The organism is Treponema pedis (assembly GCF_017161325.1).
GTDB lineage: Bacteria > Spirochaetota > Spirochaetia > Treponematales > Treponemataceae > Treponema_B > Treponema_B pedis.
In genome coordinates, this window is sequence record NZ_CP045670.1 from 1416044 (window position 1) to 1437436 (window position 21393).

Annotated in this window: 28 protein-coding genes and 1 pseudogene; 3 read left to right on the top strand and 26 right to left on the bottom strand. The window is 35.2% G+C overall.

The genetic code is table 11. From position 1 onward, the window contains the following. Nucleotides 1-24 precede the first annotated feature (24 nt). The 12 genes from DYQ05_RS06290 to DYQ05_RS06345 all read right to left on the bottom strand — a co-directional run bounded on the left by DYQ05_RS06290 (nucleotide 25) and on the right by DYQ05_RS06345 (nucleotide 7941). Nucleotides 25-1113 carry an Imm5 family immunity protein gene (locus DYQ05_RS06290; RefSeq protein WP_020965145.1) on the bottom strand — a complete coding sequence of 363 codons (1089 nt, stop codon included), beginning with the start codon at nucleotides 1111-1113 and terminating at the stop codon, nucleotides 25-27. 36 nt (nucleotides 1114-1149) lie between these two features. Beyond that, nucleotides 1150-2250, bottom strand: a complete 1101-nt coding sequence (locus DYQ05_RS06295) for a DUF6892 domain-containing protein (RefSeq protein ID WP_020965146.1) — start codon at nucleotides 2248-2250, stop codon at nucleotides 1150-1152. A gap of 42 nt (nucleotides 2251-2292) precedes the next feature. Next, nucleotides 2293-3027, bottom strand: coding sequence for a hypothetical protein (locus tag DYQ05_RS06300; RefSeq protein ID WP_029409593.1), 735 nt, complete (start codon nucleotides 3025-3027; stop codon nucleotides 2293-2295). Between the two features lie 12 nt (nucleotides 3028-3039). Further along, nucleotides 3040-3639, bottom strand: a complete 600-nt coding sequence (locus DYQ05_RS06305; RefSeq protein ID WP_029409592.1) for a hypothetical protein — start codon at nucleotides 3637-3639, stop codon at nucleotides 3040-3042. A 192-nt stretch (nucleotides 3640-3831) separates the two neighbouring features. Then, nucleotides 3832-4494, bottom strand: a complete 663-nt coding sequence (locus DYQ05_RS06310) for a hypothetical protein (RefSeq protein WP_206184061.1) — start codon at nucleotides 4492-4494, stop codon at nucleotides 3832-3834. Nucleotides 4495-4506: 12 nt separating this feature from the next. Continuing rightward, the gene (locus DYQ05_RS06315; RefSeq protein WP_029409592.1) at nucleotides 4507-5106 is read right to left on the bottom strand and encodes a hypothetical protein; all 600 of its coding nucleotides are present in this window, start codon (nucleotides 5104-5106) and stop codon (nucleotides 4507-4509) included. 25 nt (nucleotides 5107-5131) lie between these two features. Further along, complete coding sequence (locus DYQ05_RS06320; RefSeq protein WP_020965153.1) at nucleotides 5132-5437, bottom strand: hypothetical protein; 306 nt, start codon at nucleotides 5435-5437, stop codon at nucleotides 5132-5134. Between the two features lie 80 nt (nucleotides 5438-5517). After that, the gene (locus tag DYQ05_RS06325; protein ID WP_020965154.1) at nucleotides 5518-5982 is read right to left on the bottom strand and encodes a YrhA family protein; all 465 of its coding nucleotides are present in this window, start codon (nucleotides 5980-5982) and stop codon (nucleotides 5518-5520) included. A gap of 40 nt (nucleotides 5983-6022) precedes the next feature. Beyond that, nucleotides 6023-6262 carry an SMI1/KNR4 family protein gene (locus DYQ05_RS06330; RefSeq protein ID WP_206184062.1) on the bottom strand — a complete coding sequence of 80 codons (240 nt, stop codon included), beginning with the start codon at nucleotides 6260-6262 and terminating at the stop codon, nucleotides 6023-6025. Nucleotides 6263-6286: 24 nt separating this feature from the next. Continuing rightward, nucleotides 6287-6643: a hypothetical protein gene (locus DYQ05_RS06335; protein ID WP_029409590.1), complete on the bottom strand. Its 357-nt coding sequence runs from the start codon at nucleotides 6641-6643 to the stop codon at nucleotides 6287-6289. Between the two features lie 35 nt (nucleotides 6644-6678). Continuing rightward, on the bottom strand, nucleotides 6679-7266 hold the full coding sequence (locus DYQ05_RS06340; RefSeq protein WP_020965157.1) for a suppressor of fused domain protein: 588 nt from the start codon (nucleotides 7264-7266) through the stop codon (nucleotides 6679-6681). A gap of 168 nt (nucleotides 7267-7434) precedes the next feature. After that, nucleotides 7435-7941 (bottom strand): DMP19 family protein, encoded by a 507-nt coding sequence (locus DYQ05_RS06345; RefSeq protein WP_206184063.1) that lies wholly within the window; start codon nucleotides 7939-7941, stop codon nucleotides 7435-7437. 226 nt (nucleotides 7942-8167) lie between these two features. On the opposite strand from DYQ05_RS06345, the gene DYQ05_RS06350 reads away from it, so the two are divergent. Then, complete coding sequence (locus DYQ05_RS06350) at nucleotides 8168-8938, top strand: alpha/beta fold hydrolase (protein ID WP_206184064.1); 771 nt, start codon at nucleotides 8168-8170, stop codon at nucleotides 8936-8938. A 216-nt stretch (nucleotides 8939-9154) separates the two neighbouring features. Next, a complete protein-coding gene (locus tag DYQ05_RS06355; RefSeq protein ID WP_024467443.1) occupies nucleotides 9155-9385 on the top strand; it encodes a hypothetical protein in 231 nt (76 codons plus the stop codon). 218 nt (nucleotides 9386-9603) lie between these two features. Here DYQ05_RS06355 and DYQ05_RS06360 read toward each other — a convergent pair. The 11 genes and pseudogenes from DYQ05_RS06360 to DYQ05_RS06410 all read right to left on the bottom strand — a co-directional run bounded on the left by DYQ05_RS06360 (nucleotide 9604) and on the right by DYQ05_RS06410 (nucleotide 19559). Then, a pseudogene (locus DYQ05_RS06360) lies at nucleotides 9604-10691 on the bottom strand (IS30 family transposase). Between the two features lie 279 nt (nucleotides 10692-10970). Next, entirely contained in the window at nucleotides 10971-11252 is a 282-nt protein-coding gene (locus DYQ05_RS06365) for a hypothetical protein (RefSeq protein ID WP_024467440.1), read from the bottom strand. A 30-nt stretch (nucleotides 11253-11282) separates the two neighbouring features. Continuing rightward, complete coding sequence (locus tag DYQ05_RS06370) at nucleotides 11283-11933, bottom strand: hypothetical protein (protein WP_206184065.1); 651 nt, start codon at nucleotides 11931-11933, stop codon at nucleotides 11283-11285. 250 nt (nucleotides 11934-12183) lie between these two features. Beyond that, the gene (locus tag DYQ05_RS06375) at nucleotides 12184-13770 is read right to left on the bottom strand and encodes an ABC transporter ATP-binding protein (RefSeq protein WP_206184066.1); all 1587 of its coding nucleotides are present in this window, start codon (nucleotides 13768-13770) and stop codon (nucleotides 12184-12186) included. Then, nucleotides 13745-15166, bottom strand: coding sequence for a radical SAM protein (locus tag DYQ05_RS06380; RefSeq protein ID WP_206184067.1), 1422 nt, complete (start codon nucleotides 15164-15166; stop codon nucleotides 13745-13747). Before DYQ05_RS06380 ends, DYQ05_RS06375 begins: the two co-directional genes overlap by 26 nt. A gap of 371 nt (nucleotides 15167-15537) precedes the next feature. Continuing rightward, nucleotides 15538-15858 (bottom strand): winged helix-turn-helix domain-containing protein, encoded by a 321-nt coding sequence (locus tag DYQ05_RS06385; protein ID WP_024468810.1) that lies wholly within the window; start codon nucleotides 15856-15858, stop codon nucleotides 15538-15540. After that, entirely contained in the window at nucleotides 15845-16456 is a 612-nt protein-coding gene (locus DYQ05_RS06390) for a hypothetical protein (RefSeq protein ID WP_206184068.1), read from the bottom strand. Before DYQ05_RS06390 ends, DYQ05_RS06385 begins: the two co-directional genes overlap by 14 nt. Nucleotides 16457-16464: 8 nt before the next feature. Continuing rightward, on the bottom strand, nucleotides 16465-17004 hold the full coding sequence (locus DYQ05_RS06395; protein ID WP_024466362.1) for a hypothetical protein: 540 nt from the start codon (nucleotides 17002-17004) through the stop codon (nucleotides 16465-16467). Between the two features lie 446 nt (nucleotides 17005-17450). After that, nucleotides 17451-17978 carry a flavodoxin gene (locus tag DYQ05_RS06400; protein WP_024468807.1) on the bottom strand — a complete coding sequence of 176 codons (528 nt, stop codon included), beginning with the start codon at nucleotides 17976-17978 and terminating at the stop codon, nucleotides 17451-17453. Nucleotides 17979-18160: 182 nt separating this feature from the next. Next, entirely contained in the window at nucleotides 18161-18658 is a 498-nt protein-coding gene (locus DYQ05_RS06405) for a cyclophilin-like fold protein (protein ID WP_252723538.1), read from the bottom strand. A gap of 37 nt (nucleotides 18659-18695) precedes the next feature. After that, nucleotides 18696-19559, bottom strand: coding sequence for an aldo/keto reductase (locus DYQ05_RS06410; RefSeq protein ID WP_206184069.1), 864 nt, complete (start codon nucleotides 19557-19559; stop codon nucleotides 18696-18698). A gap of 148 nt (nucleotides 19560-19707) precedes the next feature. Between DYQ05_RS06410 and DYQ05_RS06415 the strand changes: the two genes are divergently transcribed. After that, complete coding sequence (locus tag DYQ05_RS06415; RefSeq protein ID WP_206184070.1) at nucleotides 19708-20385, top strand: TetR/AcrR family transcriptional regulator; 678 nt, start codon at nucleotides 19708-19710, stop codon at nucleotides 20383-20385. A 71-nt stretch (nucleotides 20386-20456) separates the two neighbouring features. Here the strand turns inward: DYQ05_RS06415 and DYQ05_RS06420 are convergent, their stop codons facing one another. From DYQ05_RS06420 to DYQ05_RS06430, 3 genes are all read right to left on the bottom strand, one after another. Next, a complete protein-coding gene (locus DYQ05_RS06420; RefSeq protein WP_024465854.1) occupies nucleotides 20457-20798 on the bottom strand; it encodes a HepT-like ribonuclease domain-containing protein in 342 nt (113 codons plus the stop codon). Next, nucleotides 20788-21111 (bottom strand): nucleotidyltransferase family protein, encoded by a 324-nt coding sequence (locus tag DYQ05_RS06425; RefSeq protein WP_024465855.1) that lies wholly within the window; start codon nucleotides 21109-21111, stop codon nucleotides 20788-20790. The genes DYQ05_RS06420 and DYQ05_RS06425 overlap by 11 nt, the downstream gene beginning before the upstream one ends. A 68-nt stretch (nucleotides 21112-21179) precedes the next feature. Continuing rightward, nucleotides 21180-21344: a hypothetical protein gene (locus tag DYQ05_RS06430; RefSeq protein ID WP_243442835.1), complete on the bottom strand. Its 165-nt coding sequence runs from the start codon at nucleotides 21342-21344 to the stop codon at nucleotides 21180-21182. Between the last annotated feature and the right edge of the window lie 49 nt (nucleotides 21345-21393).

Consider the following 21393-nt stretch of genomic DNA (forward strand, 5'->3'; position numbering starts at 1 on the left):
TCCAACTCCTAATTGCGAAATAATCTATTTAAGATATTTGGCTTTTTTTTCTAAAATATCCTGCCACCATTGAGGAGTAAATTCTTTACTGCGGGGAAATTTTTCAAATTCACTCACGAAACGATCAGGTTGCTGCCAATTATTCGGAAGTTCTTCTATATTATCATAATTAAACTCTATCGAATAGGTTTTGTCTTCGTTAATTTCTATTTTGGAAGTAAACCAAGCTCCTTCGCATTTATTTTGTTCATACATCATATATTTTATTTCGTTCATTAAATCAAAAGATTCTACTTTTCCTCTAATTTTACAAACTTCCCCATTTTTAGTAAAATAAGAATTTACACGAAGCCCGGTTTTCATACAATATGCTTTTATATGTATTTTACTCCAACTGTCCTGATAATCTCTACAACACGAATCAATGGTTTTATTTATCACTTCATTGAGTTTATTAAGTATGGCATCAGTTTTATAAGTTTGAGTTCTGTCAATATTTTTAGTTAACTTCTCCGATTCGATTTGTAATGGAGGTGATAAGAGCAGAGGATTATCCGGTAATCTATATAATTCCAAAACCATATCTAAATACCAATCCCAAAACTCTTTTCTGCGAACGATATTGCCCTCTCCCACAAAAGGATTACCTCCCGAATAAGCCATTGAAGCGTAAAAATCGGGTGTCCAATCCTGCCAATCGAAAGCATTGTCATCTTCTCCCTGATAATCCTCTATCTCCAATTCGGTACCATAGCCCAAAGTTGCACATAAAGAAAGAGCTGTCATGCCGGCTAATCCCGTATCGCCCGTAATAGATTCAAAATAGTTGGTATTATCATTATAGAGTGCTTCAAATTCTTTTCTGTCACACGACTGCCGGTATAAAAAAGCGTCTGCTTTATTAATAATACCCGTCATTATCGGATTGTTCGGAAAATCCTTCGCCCAGACAGGATATACTTTTTTAAGGCATTCGAAATAAAGTTTACCAATAACACTTGTATCATTTATGGCATTCAATAATGATACTCTTTCCTTTAAAGGCAAATGACCCGATTTGCTATTCTTTACTATTTTGTGCAGGCTTTTAATAAGTGATTTTATTTTTTCCATAGGTTACACCTTATTTTTAATTAGTTTTTAAAACTTTTATTCTGCAATATTAATTCCTTTTTCGATAAGTTTTTTCTTTGCTTTTTCGGAAATATAAATAACCGTGCCGTCAATAAGTTTTAAGTTTGGAAACTGTGCCAACTCTTCATCGGAAATAGATTTAATATCAAATGAATTGTCTTCGCCGTCCCACTGCGGAATAAGCTGCATATTAATTTCGTTTCCGCCGTCAAGAAAGAGCTGTGTTACCTTTGGGGCAAGTTCGGCAGGGATTTCCAATTTCTGAAACCAACTTTTTACTTCCGGTATCATTTTATCGCAGTAATCATCGGGGTCTATTTCTTTTTTTGCATAATCTTTGCAAAAATCATATACATCGAATTTCGGTTTGAGCAATTCCTGTTCGTACATCAGTTCTTGGATAATAGCAAGTTTAAAATTGAAGTTTGTAAATTTAAGGACTTCACCTTCCGCTTTCGGCAATATCCATTTACCGCTCGACACTCTCGGCGGTTTGTACCAAAAACTTATATTCCGTATAGGTTCAGGGTCGGCACGCACCAAATTGGCTATCTCATCGGTTTCGGATTTTCTTAAACGTTCCTGAAAAGGTATTGCTTTTAAAACCGAATTAATTTTACTCGACAATGAGCAATTTACTTTCCAGTTGCCGACTTTCATTTCCAAAAGTATATAAGCATCTCTCAATTCTTTTTGAGGGATAGCCTCCAAAACAGTTTTGCCGTTTATCGTAAAAGTGCCGGAAAATATCTGCTTTGGATTTGCATCGAAAAACGCAAATTTTACATTTTTCTCCCAGTCCGGGTCTTCGCATATCCTTAGCTGTATTTCTCCAATACTTCCTTTGGAAACAAAAATCTTTATTCCCAGATTATCCCAGATATATATTTCTTTTGCATCGTCTTTACTTGCTGTTCCATCAGGTGATTCGTACGATATTTTTCTGTATTCGCCGAATTTTTCCGCCAGAATATCCGTTGACATATTTTCCATAAACTCATCATTAATATACAAGCCGTTTTTAGTCAGGTTGATACAAAGTTCCTGTTGCGGCATAGACGTTTGTTTGCCTTGTTTGTTCTGTTTGTTCAATCCGAAATTTTTTAAAATATTCATATTTTTATCTACTTTATTTATTTTTCAATTAAGCAATAAGTTTTACATTTTATGAAAAGCCTTTTCTGCGGCGTAATGCAGTTTTTTCGAAACATTTTCAAATTCCGAGGACCAAATCGATTCATCGTATTTCCATTTAAGCGGTGTTTTGTAGTTTTCCCATATTATGCAAGCCTGTTTATTCACTTCCTCGATGAGGTCGGTAATTTTCAAAGCCTTGCCCGCATTGCTCATCATTATATGCCAGTTGTCCAAATCGGCAGGGTCTTCGGTATGGATAGATTTATTTCTTGGAAGGTAATACACAAAGTCGCTTGTGTCGAAAGGAAACAGGGTATGACACATAGCAATATCGTAAACATCTTGAGCTAATACGGTTGGCTGCTGCTCGTCGGAATAGCCGAAAGTGGAGACGTATAAACAGCTGCGTAAAACGCTTGCCACAGTTCTGCAAACAGGAGCAAAGGCATATTTCGACACCTTGTTTGTTATAGCTCCGTTTCGAATAAAACTGATAGCACTGTCTATTTCTTCTCTTCTTGCCTTTACGTATTTTATTCTTTTAAACCGCCAAGCAGGCATCAGCTCCAAAGAATTGTCGATGGCTCGCAAGTGCTTATCTCTTTTTTCTTCCGGCGTACCGTTAAGCTCCGCAATCCTCATAACAGCCTGCTTCCAAAACGGCATTAAGGTTTTTACCCATTCAAAATACTGCAAAAACAGGTCATCGGGCTTTTCTTTCTCTAAAATATTTCTTATCTCTGTAAGTTTTACCATTGTTTTATCTCCTTATAGTTTAATTGAACATACGTCTTCGAGAAACTTCATATTTCTTCCTTTTTTGATTAATCCGCTGTAATGCCCGAACTCGGGATAATCTTCGTATAAGCCGCTAATATCAAGCGGCTCTTTGGTTTCATAATCCATTGTTTTTTTGTTTATTTCGTCATACTTGCGGTAGGCTGCATTGCCCTCCCGGTCGAAAATAAAATTAATCCGATATTCTTCATTATCAAAAGATTTATCCCCGGGGGTATAATAATTATACCAGACTTCATTTAAAAACAACTTCTTTTTAGCTTCGATTTCGGAAAAATGATAAGTTAAATAAGCACGTCCCACCTCATCCATAAAATTGACCCCTATGAATTCATTTTTATGATTAATCTGTAAAAAAACAGCAGAGGTATCTTCTTCCAAGACGGTAACCTCATAAAGAAGACCGTCTTCGTGATTCTTCCGGGCTATATCTTCAATGGTCATCTGCCCTTTTTGAAACTTCTTAAAAAGTCTTGTTGTGTTCACTGTGTCCCAATATTCTATCGTGTCGGACTCGGTTTTAAGTATGCCTTTCCACACATTATATCTTTGATATATTATTTTTTTCATTTTTATATCTCCTTATAATTCGATTAATATTATAACATAATTTGATTAACATAATAACTATCTTTCGAAGATGGTTTCCCAGCCTGTAATTTTTCCGTTAGCTGAATATTCAAGTGTACGTCTGTCGGCTCGGGCACCCCATATCAGATTCTCCAAATGATTATCGTCAAATTCGTCTATCCACTCTCTGCACTACACGCTTTTGGCTTTGCCGACCTTTATGGCATTTGCCAATTTTGCCATCTCCATAACAAATTTTTTTATTTCCTGCTCGCCTTTTATATCTGCATAACGTTCGCTTATGTAAATATAAACTTCGATATGAGCTTTAAAATTGCTTATGTGATTATTTGACGGGTCGCCGCAACCCGGCATTTCAAAGATAAAATCGGGGTAATATCCGACTAAGGGATTCCTTATATTGACATCTTTTGATAGAGAACCGTTTACAGTGTTTCTATGAAAATAAATATATGAGTAGCGTTGCGGGAATTGCTTTAGCTGCCAGTCGCCGTAGCTAAGTCCGCACGCTTTTGCCTGATTAATATCGTCAATCTGTTCATTAAGATAGAGTGTACATATCTTTTCATTGTTTTTGCGATTCCATGTCAAAACTCCACCCAAAGGCGCATTTTTGCTGGTAATTCCGGGAATTCCGTTTTTTTCAATTTTAAGAATTCTATTTTTCATTTGCTCGGAGTGAATACTTTTACTAGGCAAACCTTTTATAAATTTATCAATGACTTCGTAGCATTTCATCCAATTATCGGGATACTCCAAGCCTTGTAACAACTCTTCGACTTTACCGAGAATACAGTAACAATGCCATATAGAATGTTTAGTTAATTCTTTCATGTTTTTATCTCCTTATAGTTTAATTGAACATACGTCTTCGAGAAACTTCATATTTCTTCCTTTTTTGATTAATCCGCTGTAATGCCCGAACTCGGGATAATCTTCGTATAAGCCGCTAATATCAAGCGGCTCTTTGGTTTCATAATCCATTGTTTTTTTGTTTATTTCGTCATACTTGCGGTAGGCTGCATTGCCCTCCCGGTCGAAAATAAAATTAATCCGATATTCTTCATTATCAAAAGATTTATCCCCGGGGGTATAATAATTATACCAGACTTCATTTAAAAACAACTTCTTTTTAGCTTCGATTTCGGAAAAATGATAAGTTAAATAAGCACGTCCCACCTCATCCATAAAATTGACCCCTATGAATTCATTTTTATGATTAATCTGTAAAAAAACAGCAGAGGTATCTTCTTCCAAGACGGTAACCTCATAAAGAAGACCGTCTTCGTGATTCTTCCGGGCTATATCTTCAATGGTCATCTGCCCTTTTTGAAACTTCTTAAAAAGTCTTGTTGTGTTCACTGTGTCCCAATATTCTATCGTGTCGGACTCGGTTTTAAGTATGCCTTTCCACACATTATATCTTTGATATATTATTTTTTTCATTTTTATATCTCCTTTTATTTAGTTTTTAATCCGTATTTATACTATACTCTTTGTTGATGTCCAATACGTAATGTCCGAGTATTGTTTTTTCGGTTAAGTCGATGATAACGATATAGTGCACATTATGCAGTTGTGTGTTGAAAATAATATGCCTGAACTTGCCGTCCTTTGTTTCATAGATAAGGTCAATATTCATTTTCCCCAGCATTCCAATCAAATTACCATTTACATATTCGTCAAATTCTTTTGAATTGAAATTTTCGGCAGAATGTGTACAATCAACAAACTCCGATGTCATCGTATTCTTATACTCTTTTTCCGTTAATAACATAAATACTTCCTTTAATCCTTGTTTAAAAATCGTACAGCCGATTTTCGAACTTTTTCTATTGCATTCACAATCCATACTTTTTATTCTTCCGGTAAAACATCGGAAAAAAAACTCTCTAACAGTTCATCTAAGGTTTTGAATTTGTTAATTATGTTATCGGTTACAGGTTTGTCTAATTCATAATAGATTTTCTCATGTAAAGAATAAACCCAAAAGCTGATATCACTGTCCCCAATAAATATATATTCTTTATTTTCTTCTATTTCGTACCAAATTTTATTTGTATCGATAAATTCACTGACATGTTGATTAACAGAAGTGACATTCGTTAAATATTCATCTACTTGATACAATATAAAACCATTATACTCAAATCCATTGATATATTTAAGAAGCTTCAAATAATCAGGCGGTAATTCATACCCGAATTCTTTTCTTACCTCTCTTTGAAACTTAAGTATTTCTTTATCAACTATGCCTGAATTTGTTTTCTCCTGATATAGCTCCATTTCTTTTTTTAGAATTTCAAGTTTTTCTTTCCACATATTAATTTCCTTATATTTTTATGTCATTCCAAAACTATGACTACTTAAATTTTTGAAAGATCTTGTTTTGTTTGCGGTTTATATTTCCCGCTTCTTTTTTGATAAAACCGTAACCGACTTGAGAATAAAAATCCGCAAGTTCCGGCGGAAGTTTACTTTGCAGTTCCGTTTCCAAAGAGGTAATTTCCCTGTCCGTTACCGGATAGAAAATTGTATCTAATCCATTATCCTGCTCTTCGTTTATAACCTTATAGGCTCCTAAAAATGTAAAATCACTCATTTGTTTTTCTTCCTTATGCTGCTATCATATCTCCTCCCAGCCGTCATTTTGCGGGTCATATTTGGCAAACTCGCCTGTATCGGTTAATTCGGAAGCTATCAGTCCTACCTCGAAAATATCATTATAGTTGAATGAAGTAGTAAAGAACAGAGCTTCTTCGGTAAGCAATGCAGTTCCATACTCTTGATGCTCGAATAACAAACCGTATTTATTTTTTTCTTGAAACACATAATCGTATTCTTCCAATCTTGCTCTTAAACTGTGATATTGTTCTTCCGTGAAAGGCACTAAGTTTTCACAATTATCAAAAAAGTTTTCATCGTTCGAATGAAGTTCTTTTTCTTTAGTTTCAATCCTGTAAAGGTTTATATCGTAACTCATATTTTTATATCCTTTTGATTTAGTTTTTAATCCAATCATACAACCGATTTTCTTTTTATATCGAAAATATCAATTGCTTCGTTTTCAAAAAGGGTTTCGAGTGCATCAGTGCCGTATTTGCTCTTGTATTCGAGTTCTTTGTCGGAAATGGGGACTAACAGAAGCGGGTATATCTTTCGATTGTCAATCTCCACACGTGAGAGCTTGTCTTCCCACAAAAACGGAGGTGTGAACATAATATGCTTCATATCGCAGCGGTAATAATCGGACACAATCGTTTCGAATACCGTACCCGGCTGACAGTTCCATTTGTTTTTTATAATAAAAAATGACGCTGTCGATAAAATATTCGGAATCTGCTCATACTCTTTATATCCTGCCATAAGGAGCTCTACCGGAATATTCGCAACAGAGCCGTCTTTTATGTTTATCGGATTCGGATAGCCTGACAAACCTATGGTAGAATAAAATTTTACCTCGCTGTCCGTAGGGTCGTCACAGCTAAGAATATCTATGCTGTGCGTTTCGTTTTCATCATAATATGCAAATACTTCGCTGTTCACACCGATTGCCTGTGAAACATAGCGAAAATATTTTTTGTCTATCTCGGTTACTTCTTTCATTTTCTTTTCTCCTTATTTTTTATTATATTGTTAAATTTATATTCTCTTCAATCCGCCAAGGCGAATGTATGTTTTCACGCACGGCAGACTCTATTGCATGTTTTACGTGCCCGATAATTTTTAAAATATTCATAATATATTTTCTTATTACTGTATTGAATTTAATTTTTATAAAGTCGCTTCCGCAAATTCATGTATGTGTTCCAAAACATAATTGTTTATTTTTTTAGTATCCCCGTCCATTATCTTATAAAACTCATCTTCAAAGGGTTCAAAATCAGTAATTTCAGAGTATAAGTTTGAAAAATCCGTCATTGACACTTCCGTTTCCAATCGCTCTTTGTATTTATCGTATATCGGTTTTGCCCTTTTTACTATAGAAGCGGTTTTTTCCGCTCCCCACAATTTAACGGTTTCGGCAAATGGACTGCTAAAAATATAAGCTCCGTATCCGTTTTGAATGAGCTGAATAAAACCGCCGTTACATACTTCTCCGTATAGGTAATTAAATGCAAGAAGTGTATGCTGCGAAGGATTAAACTCTCTTATGATATTTTCATCGCTGTTTATCATTTTGACATACTCATCGATAAATAAAAATAAGAGCTCCCACATGTCATCTGACATTTTTGCTTTTTCAATTACTTTGGTTTTGATTTTAGGTAAATTATTCATATATCGGTACCCTTTAAAATTTTATTTTAGATAAAAATAAATCTATTAATCATTATACCTCGCTTTATTTAAATTGTCCATATTTTACAATACAAATTGATGAATATACATATTGTATTGATTAACATACCGCAGCTTAAGGTTTACATCATTTTAAATAAAAAGTATTTGAAGATTTTATAGTATTGTGATATTATTATATTGAAAAATATAAGCGGGGAATACTATGAAAGAATTTTTAGTAAAAAAATGCAAGGCCTATATGCGCTACCATGATTTTAACGGTGAAGGCATACCGATATTGTTTATTCACGGATTGGGCTGTGCAGGTTCATTTGAATATCCTGAAGTAATCGGAACATCTCATTTAAAACACCGCAGGTGTATACTGCCGGATTTACTAGGAGCGGGATACAGCGACAAACCTGTCGATTTTGAATACACCGTTACGGCTCATGCCGAATATTTAAAAGATTTTATAACAGAACTCGGAATTAAAAAGCTGATTATTTTCGGACACAGTCTCGGCGGCGCCGTTGCAATAGAACTGGCTTCGCTGTGCGGCTCTCTTGCGGCACAGCTTATCCTCTCCGAATCGAATTTGGACGCAAGTAAAAAGGGTGCGGTCAGTTACAGTATTGCCCGATATTCGGAAAAAGATTTTATTTCAGGCGGTTTTGAAAAACTTATACATAAAAGTAAAAGCGCCGGAAATACATTATGGGCGGCAAGTCTTTCACATTGGCTGCCGCTTGCCGCATACAGACTGTCAAAACATGCAGCGGCCGGAGGAACTCCGTCATGGAGAACCGTGTTGTACGATTTGCAGATTCCTAAAAGTTTTATCTTCGGCGAATATTCTCTTCCCGATGACAACTATGCGGTATTAAAAGAAAAGGGATTTCATATGGAAACGGTTGAGCGGGCTGGACATTCAATGGCATGGGAAAACCCCGCAGGCTTAGCCGCCGCTATTGCCGCCTGCATTACAGTATAACCCGTCATTACTGTTTTGGAAATTTGTTATTTGTTGAAATATAACAAAATATTATGTATACTGTTTCAATATATGCATAAAGAGGCTTTTTTGAGATATGGTAATCCTTTTCAATAATAAGCCGGCAAAAGAATTGTACACGCAGTACAAAATGATATAAAAAAATAAAATGTATAAAATCCGTTAATGAGAATTAAAATTGTGCGAGGAGAGATTATGAAAAAAATAATTACAAAAGCCGTATGTATAAAGAATATTATAACATGGACAGTTATTTCGCTTTTATGCGTACTTGTTTTGATTGTTTTTGTAAAAAAACTTATAGAAGGTTTAACGAATAATACGGAACTTTTTATACCCGGTATATCGCTCTTATTTGCCGTTGCCATACTTTTTTTGATATTCGGCATAACACGCATTATAAAATATATAAGACTGATAAAATAAATTGCCGAAGCTATATCTAAAAAAGCGGGGCTTTTTTATTTGCCGGCTTTTAAGAGAGCATTTTTGTTTTATTCCGTTTTCACAGTTAATGCATGAAGCTGAATGTAAAGCGCTCATAAAACCGACATCACAGTAAGCGGTGTTTCATGTACAATGTCCGCAGAGAAAAAATATGTCCTTCTGTAAATTGTAAGAGGTATTGCCCAAAAAAAACATTTTTATGAAATTCCTATATACATTTGATTGGTTGTTTTATAGCCAAACATCCGTCTAGGATAATTATTTATACACTCCTCTATACCTTTTATTTCCAGTTCATCATATTTATCTATGTCTACACCTTTCGGTATAAAGCGTCTAATAAGTTTATTTGCGTTCTCATTACTTCCCCTTTCCCATGAACTATAAGGATGAGCATAATACCAAGTAGTTCTTTTTTCTCCTTTTTTTAAGCAAGAGGCTTCAAGGCCTTCTTGGTCTAAAAATTCAGGTCCGTTATCCGCAGGTTATGCTTTTAAATATTTGTTTAAACTCATCTTTATATTTCATTTCAAGCATATCTAAATTTTTTTTAATGCTCTGCTGTTTCTTGTCAGGGATTTTAAATATTAATTCTTTTCTCATAACCCTTTCAGTCATAACCTGTAAGCAACATCTTCCTTTGCCTACCACCAAATCCATTTCCCAATGACCTTTTTCTTTTCTGTTATTTATATGTTCTGCTCTTTGCTCAATACTACCGTCCTTTTATGTTGTTTTTATCAACTTTGTTTATTTTTTTATGTTTTTGTTTAAGTTTATTGCGTTTTACAGGCAAATCTTTGTTTGTAAATCCGGAAAAATCCCCTCTGTCTATCATGTTGTACACGGTTTTAGTGCATATCATAACCGGAAAATGTAAGCCTAGCTGTTTTATTTGCCCTATTGCGGCATCAGGAGAAAATTTATTATCCGCTATGCAGTTTTCCAAATACCGTAAAAGCTTTTTATCCTTGCCTATTTTTAAATCCCGGCCTTTTAGTAACTTCATTTTATCGGCTCTTTGTTGTCCTTTTTTTGCCGAATAACTTATTTTTTCAATATAGTCAGGGACTTGAGGATTACGGCTTATATATGGATTCTCTATTACTTTTATCACCGTTGCTCTTTTTATTTCTCTGTCTATTGTCCTTCTATCCCTATTTAAAGACTTTGCGATTTGTTTTGCTTTATGGCCGGTTTTAAATAATACTTCAATCACATATCTTTCTTTTTCATTAAGGTGTTTCCATTTTCTTCTTTTTATGGTATTATTATTGCGGTTCATCTGTTCCCCATTATTTTTGTTTTTCATAATTTCATTATAATGTTTTTTTTGGTTCAGATGAACCTTTTTTATTTATTTTTTGGGCAATTTATTTTACACCTTACCTACTATTTCTACTATCGAGTGAAGTGAGTTCTGCTAACATTCGCTTAACCTGCATTTGCGGGCTCCTCCGCAATGTCAGCATTGAAGCGGGTGTTAGACGATTTTATTTTAACCATATCGTACCGTGTGTCGGTACTGAAAATTTAAACTAAGCCTTGACTGTGTAATTTTTAATTATTTATCTGGAGGTCCAATCTGATTTGGATATTTTTTTTGTAATAAATATTCAGTTTCTTTTATTTTTTTTTCAAGTTCTAAAGAAGGATTTTTTAAATACTTAATTTGTAATTCATCTAATCTATCCAATAATATTACATATTCAAAAGATACTTCATTAGCTAATTTAATTTGTTGAACTACTTTTGGAATTAATAAAGGATTTGTAATGACTAAAAGCAATATAACTAAAACAAATAAAAAAAGTACATCTATTATCAGTTTAAAACTTCTCCTCACTACAAATCCTATCTAATCTTAATTTAAGAATTAAAGTTGCGGAACATAAACATTCTCTACGAATGCATTATGATAATACGACTCCCCATTCTCAAAAGCTGTCGCTTGGTAATCATAGTATGTATTCCCAGTTACATAATAATCTCTGTAATATTCATCATCATTTTGAGTCGGAGTTACACTTCCTCGATAATAATAAGAATTTGAATATGTTCTGTTTCTTCTGTATATTTTGTATATCTCTGCAGGGATATACGACTCTGTCCACCAAACTGTCACAAAATCAAAAGAGCCGACAGCTCTAACAGAGTCTCTCCATGTACTTGATGAATAAGTAGAACGAGCTGAATGAGTGCTACTATTATCCGAATTTGATGAAGTAATTACCCAATCGGGAAATTCTCTTAATCCGTAAGCCTCAAGTTCATTTATCTTACTTTTTAACTCATCTGAAGGATTGCTTTTATATTCCAATTGATAATTTTCTAATTCAGCAAGGAACATTACATACTCCTGCGATGTTTCAGAAATTAATTTGTTTTTTTGTACCTCTCTTAGATTTTCAATTTCTTCTGTCGAAAAAGAAGTGATTGTTTTTGATCCTGTCAATTTCAATTGTGAACACCCAAAAGAAATGGCTATTAATAAACAAATAATAAAAACTGATAAATATCTTCTCATAAAATATCTCCTTATATTATCTATAATAATAACATATTATTAAAAAGTCAAGACTTGCTTAATAATATTTTTTGTTAAAAGCAATTATTTTGCTATTTTCATAAGAAAAATTAGCAAAAATTTATTTAAACCTTTTTTTACCTAACAAGATAATATAGGATCTATAACAATGTATCAATACCTCTTGTTAATTTACAAAAAGATATCTTATTTTTCAAAGTTGCAGTTTAAAGTGCCTTTAAAGAAATTATTAACCTGCCGTAAATTCAAAAACTGCATCGCAAAGATCAAAGGACTTTTTTCTATGCGTTACAAAAAGAATAATTGTATTCTTAAACAATTTCTTTAAAAGTTCAATCGCAGAGGTTTCTCTTTTTTCATCAAGACCGGAAAGCGCTTCATCTAAAATAATTATTTTAGGTTCTTCTTCAAGTGCTAAAAGTCTCAATAAAACTATACGCTGTCTTTGCCCGAGTGAAATATTCGCCCCTTCCGTTTCTAAATTTGTTTGAAGTGAAATATCATCGCTTTTATCAAAAATTGAATTAAAAACTTCTTCCGTAATATGTGAGGTATCTGAAAGCTCTATATTTTCTTTTACCGTACCTTGAAAAATAAAAGATTCTGCACTTACATAAAAAATTTTTCCGTTAAGCGAATCAGTGTCAAAAGTTTTTATTCTTTTTCCGCCTACCGAAACATCTGCCGTATCGGAATAGAGCAAACCTGAAAGAATTTTTAAAGCGGTGCTTTTGCCTAAACCGGATGGGGCGGAAATTCCGTAAAAACCGGGGGTAGAAATATTTAAATTTGCTTTAACATTTATATCTTTGTTTTCAAATTTATGCTTTACCTCGTGCAGCAAAATGTCTGAAAAATTATTACAGTTTTCGTTTCCTGATAAGACAACGGCAAAATCTTTTTTTATTTCGTCTATCAATTTCTTTTTTTCACCGGCATTTAAAACCCCAATGCGTAAATCTGCAAGATTTTGTGCCGGTTCTACAAAATATCCGACATACATATAAAAAGAAATAACGGTACCTAAACTTATTTTTCCGTTTTGCATAAAAATAAAACCGGTAACCAATATTATAAGAGGCAAAGCCTGAAACATAAATCCGTTTATATTTCTATACATCCGTTGATAAAATTCTTCCGTTTTTTCTACTTTTAACATATTACGCCTAATTTCTTTTAACGAAGAATTTATTTTATTTTCCGCACGGAAAATTTTTATATCGGAAAAACCGTTTAAGGCTTCACTTAAACGAAGTAAAAATTTTTCCATAACTAATGATTTTTCTTTGGAACATTTAATAATATTTTTTCTTACTAAACAACCTACTGCGTATACCGCAGGAATAAATAAGGATGTTAAAATTAAAAGATACACATTTAAATATAAAAGTACGCAAAAAGCTACAACAAACATTATAATGTTTTCTATAAGCATTACAGGCGTTGTCCCGTAAAGACTGCCTAATTTATACGGCTCATGCGCTATACGGTTTAGCAATTTTTCGTTATTAAAAGTTCCCGATAAATTCGATTTTGAATTCAAAAACTCATCAAAAAGAATTTCCGTTTCCGCTTCTGCAACTATTTTTTCAGTTATATTAAAATAATAGTTCCAAATGAAATTAAAAAAACCTTGAACGAATATAATAACAAAGCAAATAATGATAGCCTTATGTATTTCAGGTGAAGCCTCGCTGTTTAAATTATCAATTATTTTTCCAAGTAAGAGCGGAATTGCAGTAGAACAGGTAAGAGGAATAATAGAAAGTAAAATAACTTTTAAGTGAAGTTTAAAGTAGCGCTTTTGATATGTCATAAATTGCTCCTTTTTGTTGTATATCGGTAAAAGCTGTTGTAAAACTGGTAACAAATGATTCATAGCCGTCAAATACATTAATTTCCGTGTAAGGAGAAAAAAGGACTTCCGCAAAAATATCAGACTTATTTTTAGAAGAATTGTTATAAAGGAAAACTAAAATAGCTTTTATAAGATTATCCTCAATTTCATATATATTATCCAGTTTTACATCAAATAAATACATTGTGGAAGTGTTCTTGTATAGAATAACATTTTCAAGAATAACATTTTCAGGAATTCCATATTCATCATTAAGGCATTCTGATTTAAATTTTTGTATCCATTCCGTAAATATTTTTTGTTTCATTTCCAAACAGTATATATATGCTTTATCTGCATCCGTATTTTTTAGTACTACCATACATGGATAGCATATTTTTTTATGATATGGATAACCAATACAAGCCTTAGCCTTAATAGTCTCATCGGCATATACAAACGAAAATGCCTTGAACAAATCCGATGTGATACATTTATCCAAAGAAGTTTTATTCACATATAGTTCGTGGATTTTTAAATTTTTATAAATATCTTTATTAAGATTGGTAGGGAGAGCTCTATCACAAGGATAAAATCTTCCGCTCCAGTCAATATATGCAAAAGTTAAGTCTGCCCCGCAAAAATGTTCTGCAAGATATAACTTAAAACCATAAGTAATATTTACATACTGTACAATAAATGGAAATGTAAATTTTGGCTTTATTATTAGCGATACTTCTTGCTGAATTTGACCTAGCTTTTTTAGAATTTCAATTATTTCATCAAGTGTGAAAGTCTTCTCATTCGTATCAAATTTTACTAATTCTAATCCATGCCAATAGTCTATACCAATCCCATCTAATACATAAAGTAACTCATAAATATCTTCGGTATTTTCTCCTGTCAATACAGTATTTACACCTACAGTGAGCTGGACATTTTTCTGTTTTTTTAACTTAATTAAAGTATTTAAATTATCTATGATAATATTAAAAATATTAACCGCACGAATTTTATTATGTAATTTTTCTAATCCATCTAAGCTTATAATAATATCATCTACGCAATTTACATTTAAAATTCGCTTTATGTTTGCTTCCGATAGCATAACACCGTTTGTGTTTATTCCTACTTTTATTCCTTTAGAACCTATATAATCCAGTAAATCAAAAATTCTATCACTGTATAAAGGCTCGCCGCCTAATAGCTGTATTCTTTTTACGCCAGACCCAGCAAGTTCATCGACACCCTTCTTTTTTTCTTCATACGTCAACTCTACTAGACTAGCAAGTTTGCGTTCTTTTGCATTAAAACAAAAATAACAACCCAAAAAACAGCGTTTGGTTATATCCCCTTTTACATTTCTTAAGAACATATTTGCATACTCCACACATTAGTACAAAAATGAGGCGGATAAATAAATCTATCCGCATACGCGTCTAACAATTATTACAGCCATTTTCACCGCTGTTACAATTGTCATGCCTCTTATTGGCAGGGACAATAAATTTGTCTTTTACATCTTTCATAGCATGCCTCCTTATAAAATAAGGTAACACAAAAAAAATTAGCTGTCAAGTCTGTACATAAAAAAATTAAAATTTCAATGAGCCAATATTGCTTTGATTGGTTCCGTACCTGCCTGCCCCCCTTATCCCGTCGGATAAGAGTACTACATCTCCCCGCAAGTAAAAACATATCATCTTACACGTTAAAATTAAGCGACGCTATTTTAGGAGCTTAAAATCAGTCTTTTTTTAAAAGTGCTGCCAGATGAGCGGCATAGTTTTTTACCGCACGGCGGCCGGCCGGTGTTGCCTCATATAAAGTCATCGGTTTACGGTTTACGAATTTCTTCTCCGAAGTGATATAGCCGGCTTCTTCAAGTTTTTTACAGTGAACGGCTAAATTCCCGTCCGTAGCTCGTACTTTTTCCCGCAATACGGTAAACTCCGCTTTTTCACACCCGAGTAAAACGGACATAATTGCAAGACGAAGCCTGGAAGATAAAAGTTCGTCAAACAAACCGTGGTCAAAATTTTTTTCTTCTTGTTTAAGGCTGCCCATTTGCTGCTCTTTTCTTTTTTTGCGTACCCAATAAAACGGCAAAAGCGGGAACTGCAAACAGTAAAAAAGTCGCCGCTGCGATAATCAGCGTCGCATTGCGGGCATTTACAAAAAGGCAGCATACCGCACTTACCGTCCAGCCGCTGCCGATAGCATACAATAGCAGCCTGCCTTTTTTTTGTATAATTGTTCCGCTCGTGATACAAGCTACTGCAAGCAGGATACCGATAATAAAAAATGCCGCCGTAAAGGTAAGCGTACCGATTGTCGCAAAGACAAAACTCAATACTATCACGGCCCCTGTGCTTCCCCATAATGCCGCAAAAATACGGTCGCTTGCCCGTTGTATTTTTTCGGCGGATATGCTTCGATGATAAAAAATCAAAAAAAGCTGACAACTTCCTATCAGTGTGAACCACAGTATCCAAATAAACCGCCCCAGTCCGATAGAGCCTAGATAATAGCTTAAGGCAGTGCCTGCCGGCACCGCCAAACCGTACACTAAAAAAGGTACAATCATCGCTTCTATGCCGGCTTGTGCATCCTCTGCCAAGTCGGCTATCAAGGATAAGCGTTTTTGAATTTCGGAGTCTTTCATTATAGGTATCAGTTTTCTCCCGATTTTTGTGTTAACGGAATACAATACCGGAACCCGGTTTTTACGGTAAAACCGTTTACATCAAGCCGCTTGCTTGCAGCAAATCCGCTGCCGCCCAATTCAATGAAATAAGATGAGCCTACCGGAAGTGCCGCCATATAAAATTCAAAACCGAAAAAGCCTGCGCCGCCGAACATAACGGGTTTTTCTCCTGCTGAAGCCGGAAACAGGAAAATCGGTCCGCCGCCGCCGTAAAGACGGATATTTGCCGTTTTCATTAAAGTCCCGCCCAGAAAATAAAAATCAAGGCTGTAATACGGCTTCCAAGCGTCGGTTTTACGAAAGAAAATACCCCCTCCGGTTTTAAATGAAAACGAATTCTTAAAAAACCACGGAGCCGTTATTTCCGCCGTAATACCGAAATCGCTCCTGCCGTTTGCGTTAAGAGCAAACCCGAGTCCGATTCCCTTAGCGTCTTCCGGCATTGCGGTTTGTGCATATAAGCCGATTGTACATGCAAATAATAATGTGATACAAATCTTTTTCATAAATATATCTCCTGTAAAAAATTTCGGTAAGATGTTTTAATCTACATCCTGCTTAAGATAAGTGTAACACATTAACTTTATTTTGTAAAGTACTTTGTTATGAAAATACCCTGTTTTCGTATAATATGATGTATAATAATTATTATTTTTCATATCGCACATATAATAAGCGAGGTTTTCAAAATAGTTTTTCAAGCAAAATCAGGCGGTTACCTTCGGCTGTGCAATGGCGACAGTGTTTTTAGACAATGCTATCTGCATTGTCTAAAATAAGCCTCCCTATAAATTCTGTAACCGCAAGAATTTTCAAATTCTGAGGATTGCAGAATTTCCGCCGTTTTGCAACGCAGTGAAAAACGGCATACAATCATGACGTTTGCCGAAAGGCAAACTCGACAGCGTTTTTAGACAATGCTATCTGCATTGTCTAAAATAAGCGTTCACTTTTACTTTAAAATCCCTTCTACAAACTTCTTGATATCCGCACCGCTTCCGCGGGTAAAATCCTTACCGCCTTTGAATTCAGCCCCTTTTGCATACGTTGCCAAATCGGCTCCGCTTTTGCCGAGACCGCTTCCGCCGCTTGTACAAAGGGTGATAAGGCGTTTTCCGCTCCAGTTCAGGCTTTCTACAAATGTGTACACGATTTTGGGAGCATACCCCCACCATATCGGGTAACAGAGGATAACGGTGTCGTAGTCCGTCAAATCAATTTTGTCGGCGATTGCGGGGCGGCTTTTCGGGTCGTTATGTTCAACTGTTGCAAGTGATTTTTTGTCGCGCCAATTTAAATCCGCCTGCGTGTATGTATGTACCGGCTTAATCTCGAAGATGTCCGCCTTTAAGGCTTCCGCCGCCGCCTTTGCAGTCTTTGCCGTTGTTCCGGTCGCACTGAAATACACAACCGCCGTTTTAGCAAAAAGTCCTGTCATACAAAAAACTCCCAGTAAAAGTGTGGTAAAAAGTTTTTTCATAAAAATATCTCCTATAAAAACTTTTTGCGGAACATTGCAGTTTCCGAAAAAAGTTTTTTTCCAGCACTTTTGCACAAAAGCAAAAAAGTGCAAATAATAAGTGATGTTTGCCGAAAGGCAAACCCATGTAGATAAGCGGCGAGGCGCCATGCGTGCCGAACCGTTTATCGTATCTCTTTGTTTTATTTCAAAACAGCGAATACCGCTGTTATATCACCGGTGCCTAAAATCTTTTTCAGTTCAGCCTGCGTTACTCCGTCCACCTTACCGAGCAGGGTAAAATCCCAGCTATTTACATCGTAGTAAATGGTAATTTTATTCCCCTGATACAAAATGATATCGCCCACACTTGTTGTAATTTGCGTGTCATTACGCGGCAACGATTTCGGCAATAGTCCGACTTTTTCAAAATTACCGTAGTCCTGCATTTTGACCGTAATCGCATTTTTTTTCAAAAGCTCGTAAAATGCGGCTGCCGAAGAATTGTCGGAAAGTGCAGCGGTAAGCGTATGCTTTCCGCTTTCGCTTGTGATTGTAATTGAGATTTTCATATCGTTTACTCCTTGCGTAGAAGCGGCGGATTTAACGGATTTAAATGCCTCATCGATTTTTGTAGCAAGCGCACATGCCGCCGAAAGACAGAAAAAAAATGCAGCCAATATAATAAAAAATTTTTTCATAAAAATATCTCCGTGTTCAATGTATTGACATCAAAAGCTACATCTTTCCCCCGAAAACGGGGAAAAATCCGAACTCTCCGTAATCCTTGATTTTTTCAATATGCTGCAACATCTCCATATCGTCGGCGCTGATTTCAAAATCAACATCGATATTTTCTTTAAGATGATTTTCGCTGCTTGCCTTAGGTATGCTGATAAGACCAAGCTGAATTGTGTATCGAATACAAAGCCGGGCTGCACTCACGCCGTATTTTTTTGCCGTTTCGTTAATCACAGGATTTTTAAGGGCTTCGCCGTGAGCCACCGGCGAGTATGCTTCAACTGCAATTCCGTGCGACCGACAAAATTGAATAAGTTCAAGCGGTGTGTTGGAAATATGACACAAAATTTGGTTTACCATAGGTTTTACGCGGCAGGCAGCCAAAATATTTTCAATATCGCTTTGCAAAAAGTTTGAAACACCTATTGCACGAAGTTTCCCGGCCGACAACGCATATTCCAATGCACGCCAAACCGCGCGGTTTTCTTTTAAATAGCGGTTGGCGCTTCGGTTTACCTCTTTCCACGGTTGGGGACTGTGGATTATCATCATATCAAGGTATTCCATCTGCATTTTGGAAAGGGTTTCGTCGATTGAACGAGCCGCCTCATCATACGTTTTCCATTCCGCAGCAACTTTTGAAGTTACAAAAAGTTCAGAGCGTGCAACGCCGCACTCGCGGATTCCTTTTCCGACTCCGCTTTCGTTTGCATAAGCCTGTGCCGTATCTATGTGGCGGTATCCAAGCCTGACTGCGTTTTTCACAACCTCCGAAACCTTGCCGTCATCAATGCACCAGGTTCCAAGTGCCGGCTGCGGAATTGTTACACCATTCGATAAGGTCAATGTGTTTTCTTTCATTGTATCCCCCCTCTCTCAAAAATAAGCAACGTTTTGTCGCTAAAACAGAATATAACATAATATTAGTTACAAGTCAATAGTAAAATGCAATTTTATTAACACTTTGCCGCTTATTGTAAAAATAATAAAATTATCGTATAGTGTACGCATGGCAAATTATATCCGAGCCCGAAGCGGCGAGCACAAAGAAGAACGCCTTAATCAGATAAAGGCGGCAACGGCGAGTCTTTTTGAAAGTATACCCTATGCTGAACTGACACTTACTACAATCGCCGAAAAACTTGGCTGCTCGCGTGCAAATCTTTATAAATATATTTCTACAAAAGAAGAAATTATTTTGGAAATTGCAAGCGATAAAATGACAGCCTATTACAATTCGCTGCTTTCCGCCTTTCCGGAAGGAAATAATTTTTCAGTCGAAGTGATTTCGGAGGTATGGGCAGGAATCCTAAACGCAAACCAAGATTATATGCGCTATGTTTCGTACTTAAATCCCGTTATTGAAACGAATGTTACGGTTGAGCGGCTTTCCGTTTTTAAGAAAAGCTATTATGAAAAGGCAAATGCACTGTGCGATAGGCTTTCTGCCATGCTAAATGTTGCTTTTGAAAGAGCTTATAAAATACAACTGGACGTTTTATTTTTTGCTTCAAGCAATGCAATTTGCTGTTATAAAAATCCGCTTGTGCAGGAAGCCTTAAAACTTATAGAAATAACTCCGCCTAAAATGGACTTTTACAAAGATATGAAAGAATTTGTTCTTATGCGGATTCAATGGGAAAAAAGTTTTTCCGCGCCCTTGCTGTCCGGTAAGCTTTCAGGATAGCATTTGTTTAACCTGCAAATCGGCTTGCTCCGCTGTCGGTTTTGAAAACTTTTCGGCTTTGAATCGGGGTGTTAGATGAAATTCCTCGACTTAATTTGATACATTAACTCAGGAATTGATTCCGATGCAATCAGCCAAATTCGATCCGTTAAGATTTCTCCATAATCATGAACAATTTTGTTTCTTAACCCAATAATTTTTGTCCAAGGAATATCCGGATTTTCTTGCATAAAATCTTTGGAAAGATGATTCGCTGCTTCTCCAATTATTTGTATTAATCTTTCAATCGCTAATCTTTTTATACGATTATTTACAAAACTATTATGATTTTCGTCTTTTATAATATCAATCACTTCTTGTGAATACTTTAATATATCGTAAATATAACTTTTATCACGCTCATTATGAAACATAAAGAGGCTCCCTAGAATTCATTATTGCTTCTCTTCTATATGGATTTACTAAAGCATCAGGTTCCACAATATCAACATTTCTTTTTGTAATATTCTGAAGATAGTCTTGTATATCAAGTATATCAAAAAGTGATATTTTTTCAGAATTTCTAAACTCTATAAGAAAATCAACATCGCTTTCACTCGTACAATCATTTCGTATTGAAGAGCCAAATACAGATATTTCTTTAATATTATACTTAGAAATTATATATTCTAAATCTTTGTGAGTTACATAGATTCCATTGTTTGAAAGCTTTTCAAATACTGTCATTTTCTTTCCCTTTTAACTATACCACATCTTTATCAAAATCGCAAGATGAAGTTAATTTCTTACTATAGTTACAGAGCCGAACAAGTCCCTGCCCAACCTTCAGGATAGCGGGGTTCAATTTTGTTTATTATTTGTGTTACAACCCATTTGGAAAGAGACATCCTGTCTGCACGCGCTTCATGTTCAACTTTTGAAATTTGCTCTTGCGTTAAATATAATGATAATTGCGGCATAATGTACCTCCCAGTATTTTTTATCTTTTTACAATAAGGGTTGCGTAAA

Excerpts from the sequence above, each read along its gene's own strand:
- DYQ05_RS06290 (WP_020965145.1), bottom strand. The coding sequence starts at position 1,113 with ATGGAAAAAATAAAATCACTTATTAAAAGCCTGCACAAAATAGTAAAG.
- DYQ05_RS06295 (WP_020965146.1), bottom strand. The coding sequence starts at position 2,250 with ATGAATATTTTAAAAAATTTCGGATTGAACAAACAGAACAAACAAGGC.
- DYQ05_RS06300 (WP_029409593.1), bottom strand. The coding sequence starts at position 3,027 with ATGGTAAAACTTACAGAGATAAGAAATATTTTAGAGAAAGAAAAGCCC.
- DYQ05_RS06305 (WP_029409592.1), bottom strand. The coding sequence starts at position 3,639 with ATGAAAAAAATAATATATCAAAGATATAATGTGTGGAAAGGCATACTT.
- DYQ05_RS06310 (WP_206184061.1), bottom strand. The coding sequence starts at position 4,494 with ATGAAAGAATTAACTAAACATTCTATATGGCATTGTTACTGTATTCTC.
- DYQ05_RS06315 (WP_029409592.1), bottom strand. The coding sequence starts at position 5,106 with ATGAAAAAAATAATATATCAAAGATATAATGTGTGGAAAGGCATACTT.
- DYQ05_RS06320 (WP_020965153.1), bottom strand. The coding sequence starts at position 5,437 with ATGTTATTAACGGAAAAAGAGTATAAGAATACGATGACATCGGAGTTT.
- DYQ05_RS06325 (WP_020965154.1), bottom strand. The coding sequence starts at position 5,982 with ATGTGGAAAGAAAAACTTGAAATTCTAAAAAAAGAAATGGAGCTATAT.
- DYQ05_RS06330 (WP_206184062.1), bottom strand. The coding sequence starts at position 6,262 with ATGAGTGATTTTACATTTTTAGGAGCCTATAAGGTTATAAACGAAGAG.
- DYQ05_RS06335 (WP_029409590.1), bottom strand. The coding sequence starts at position 6,643 with ATGAGTTACGATATAAACCTTTACAGGATTGAAACTAAAGAAAAAGAA.
- DYQ05_RS06340 (WP_020965157.1), bottom strand. The coding sequence starts at position 7,266 with ATGAAAGAAGTAACCGAGATAGACAAAAAATATTTTCGCTATGTTTCA.
- DYQ05_RS06345 (WP_206184063.1), bottom strand. The coding sequence starts at position 7,941 with ATGAATAATTTACCTAAAATCAAAACCAAAGTAATTGAAAAAGCAAAA.
- DYQ05_RS06350 (WP_206184064.1), top strand. The coding sequence starts at position 8,168 with ATGAAAGAATTTTTAGTAAAAAAATGCAAGGCCTATATGCGCTACCAT.
- DYQ05_RS06355 (WP_024467443.1), top strand. The coding sequence starts at position 9,155 with ATGAAAAAAATAATTACAAAAGCCGTATGTATAAAGAATATTATAACA.
- DYQ05_RS06370 (WP_206184065.1), bottom strand. The coding sequence starts at position 11,933 with ATGAGAAGATATTTATCAGTTTTTATTATTTGTTTATTAATAGCCATT.
- DYQ05_RS06375 (WP_206184066.1), bottom strand. The coding sequence starts at position 13,770 with ATGACATATCAAAAGCGCTACTTTAAACTTCACTTAAAAGTTATTTTA.
- DYQ05_RS06380 (WP_206184067.1), bottom strand. The coding sequence starts at position 15,166 with ATGTTCTTAAGAAATGTAAAAGGGGATATAACCAAACGCTGTTTTTTG.
- DYQ05_RS06385 (WP_024468810.1), bottom strand. The coding sequence starts at position 15,858 with ATGGGCAGCCTTAAACAAGAAGAAAAAAATTTTGACCACGGTTTGTTT.
- DYQ05_RS06390 (WP_206184068.1), bottom strand. The coding sequence starts at position 16,456 with ATGAAAGACTCCGAAATTCAAAAACGCTTATCCTTGATAGCCGACTTG.
- DYQ05_RS06395 (WP_024466362.1), bottom strand. The coding sequence starts at position 17,004 with ATGAAAAAGATTTGTATCACATTATTATTTGCATGTACAATCGGCTTA.
- DYQ05_RS06400 (WP_024468807.1), bottom strand. The coding sequence starts at position 17,978 with ATGAAAAAACTTTTTACCACACTTTTACTGGGAGTTTTTTGTATGACA.
- DYQ05_RS06405 (WP_252723538.1), bottom strand. The coding sequence starts at position 18,658 with ATGAAAAAATTTTTTATTATATTGGCTGCATTTTTTTTCTGTCTTTCG.
- DYQ05_RS06410 (WP_206184069.1), bottom strand. The coding sequence starts at position 19,559 with ATGAAAGAAAACACATTGACCTTATCGAATGGTGTAACAATTCCGCAG.
- DYQ05_RS06415 (WP_206184070.1), top strand. The coding sequence starts at position 19,708 with ATGGCAAATTATATCCGAGCCCGAAGCGGCGAGCACAAAGAAGAACGC.
- DYQ05_RS06420 (WP_024465854.1), bottom strand. The coding sequence starts at position 20,798 with ATGTTTCATAATGAGCGTGATAAAAGTTATATTTACGATATATTAAAG.
- DYQ05_RS06425 (WP_024465855.1), bottom strand. The coding sequence starts at position 21,111 with ATGACAGTATTTGAAAAGCTTTCAAACAATGGAATCTATGTAACTCAC.
- DYQ05_RS06430 (WP_243442835.1), bottom strand. The coding sequence starts at position 21,344 with ATGCCGCAATTATCATTATATTTAACGCAAGAGCAAATTTCAAAAGTT.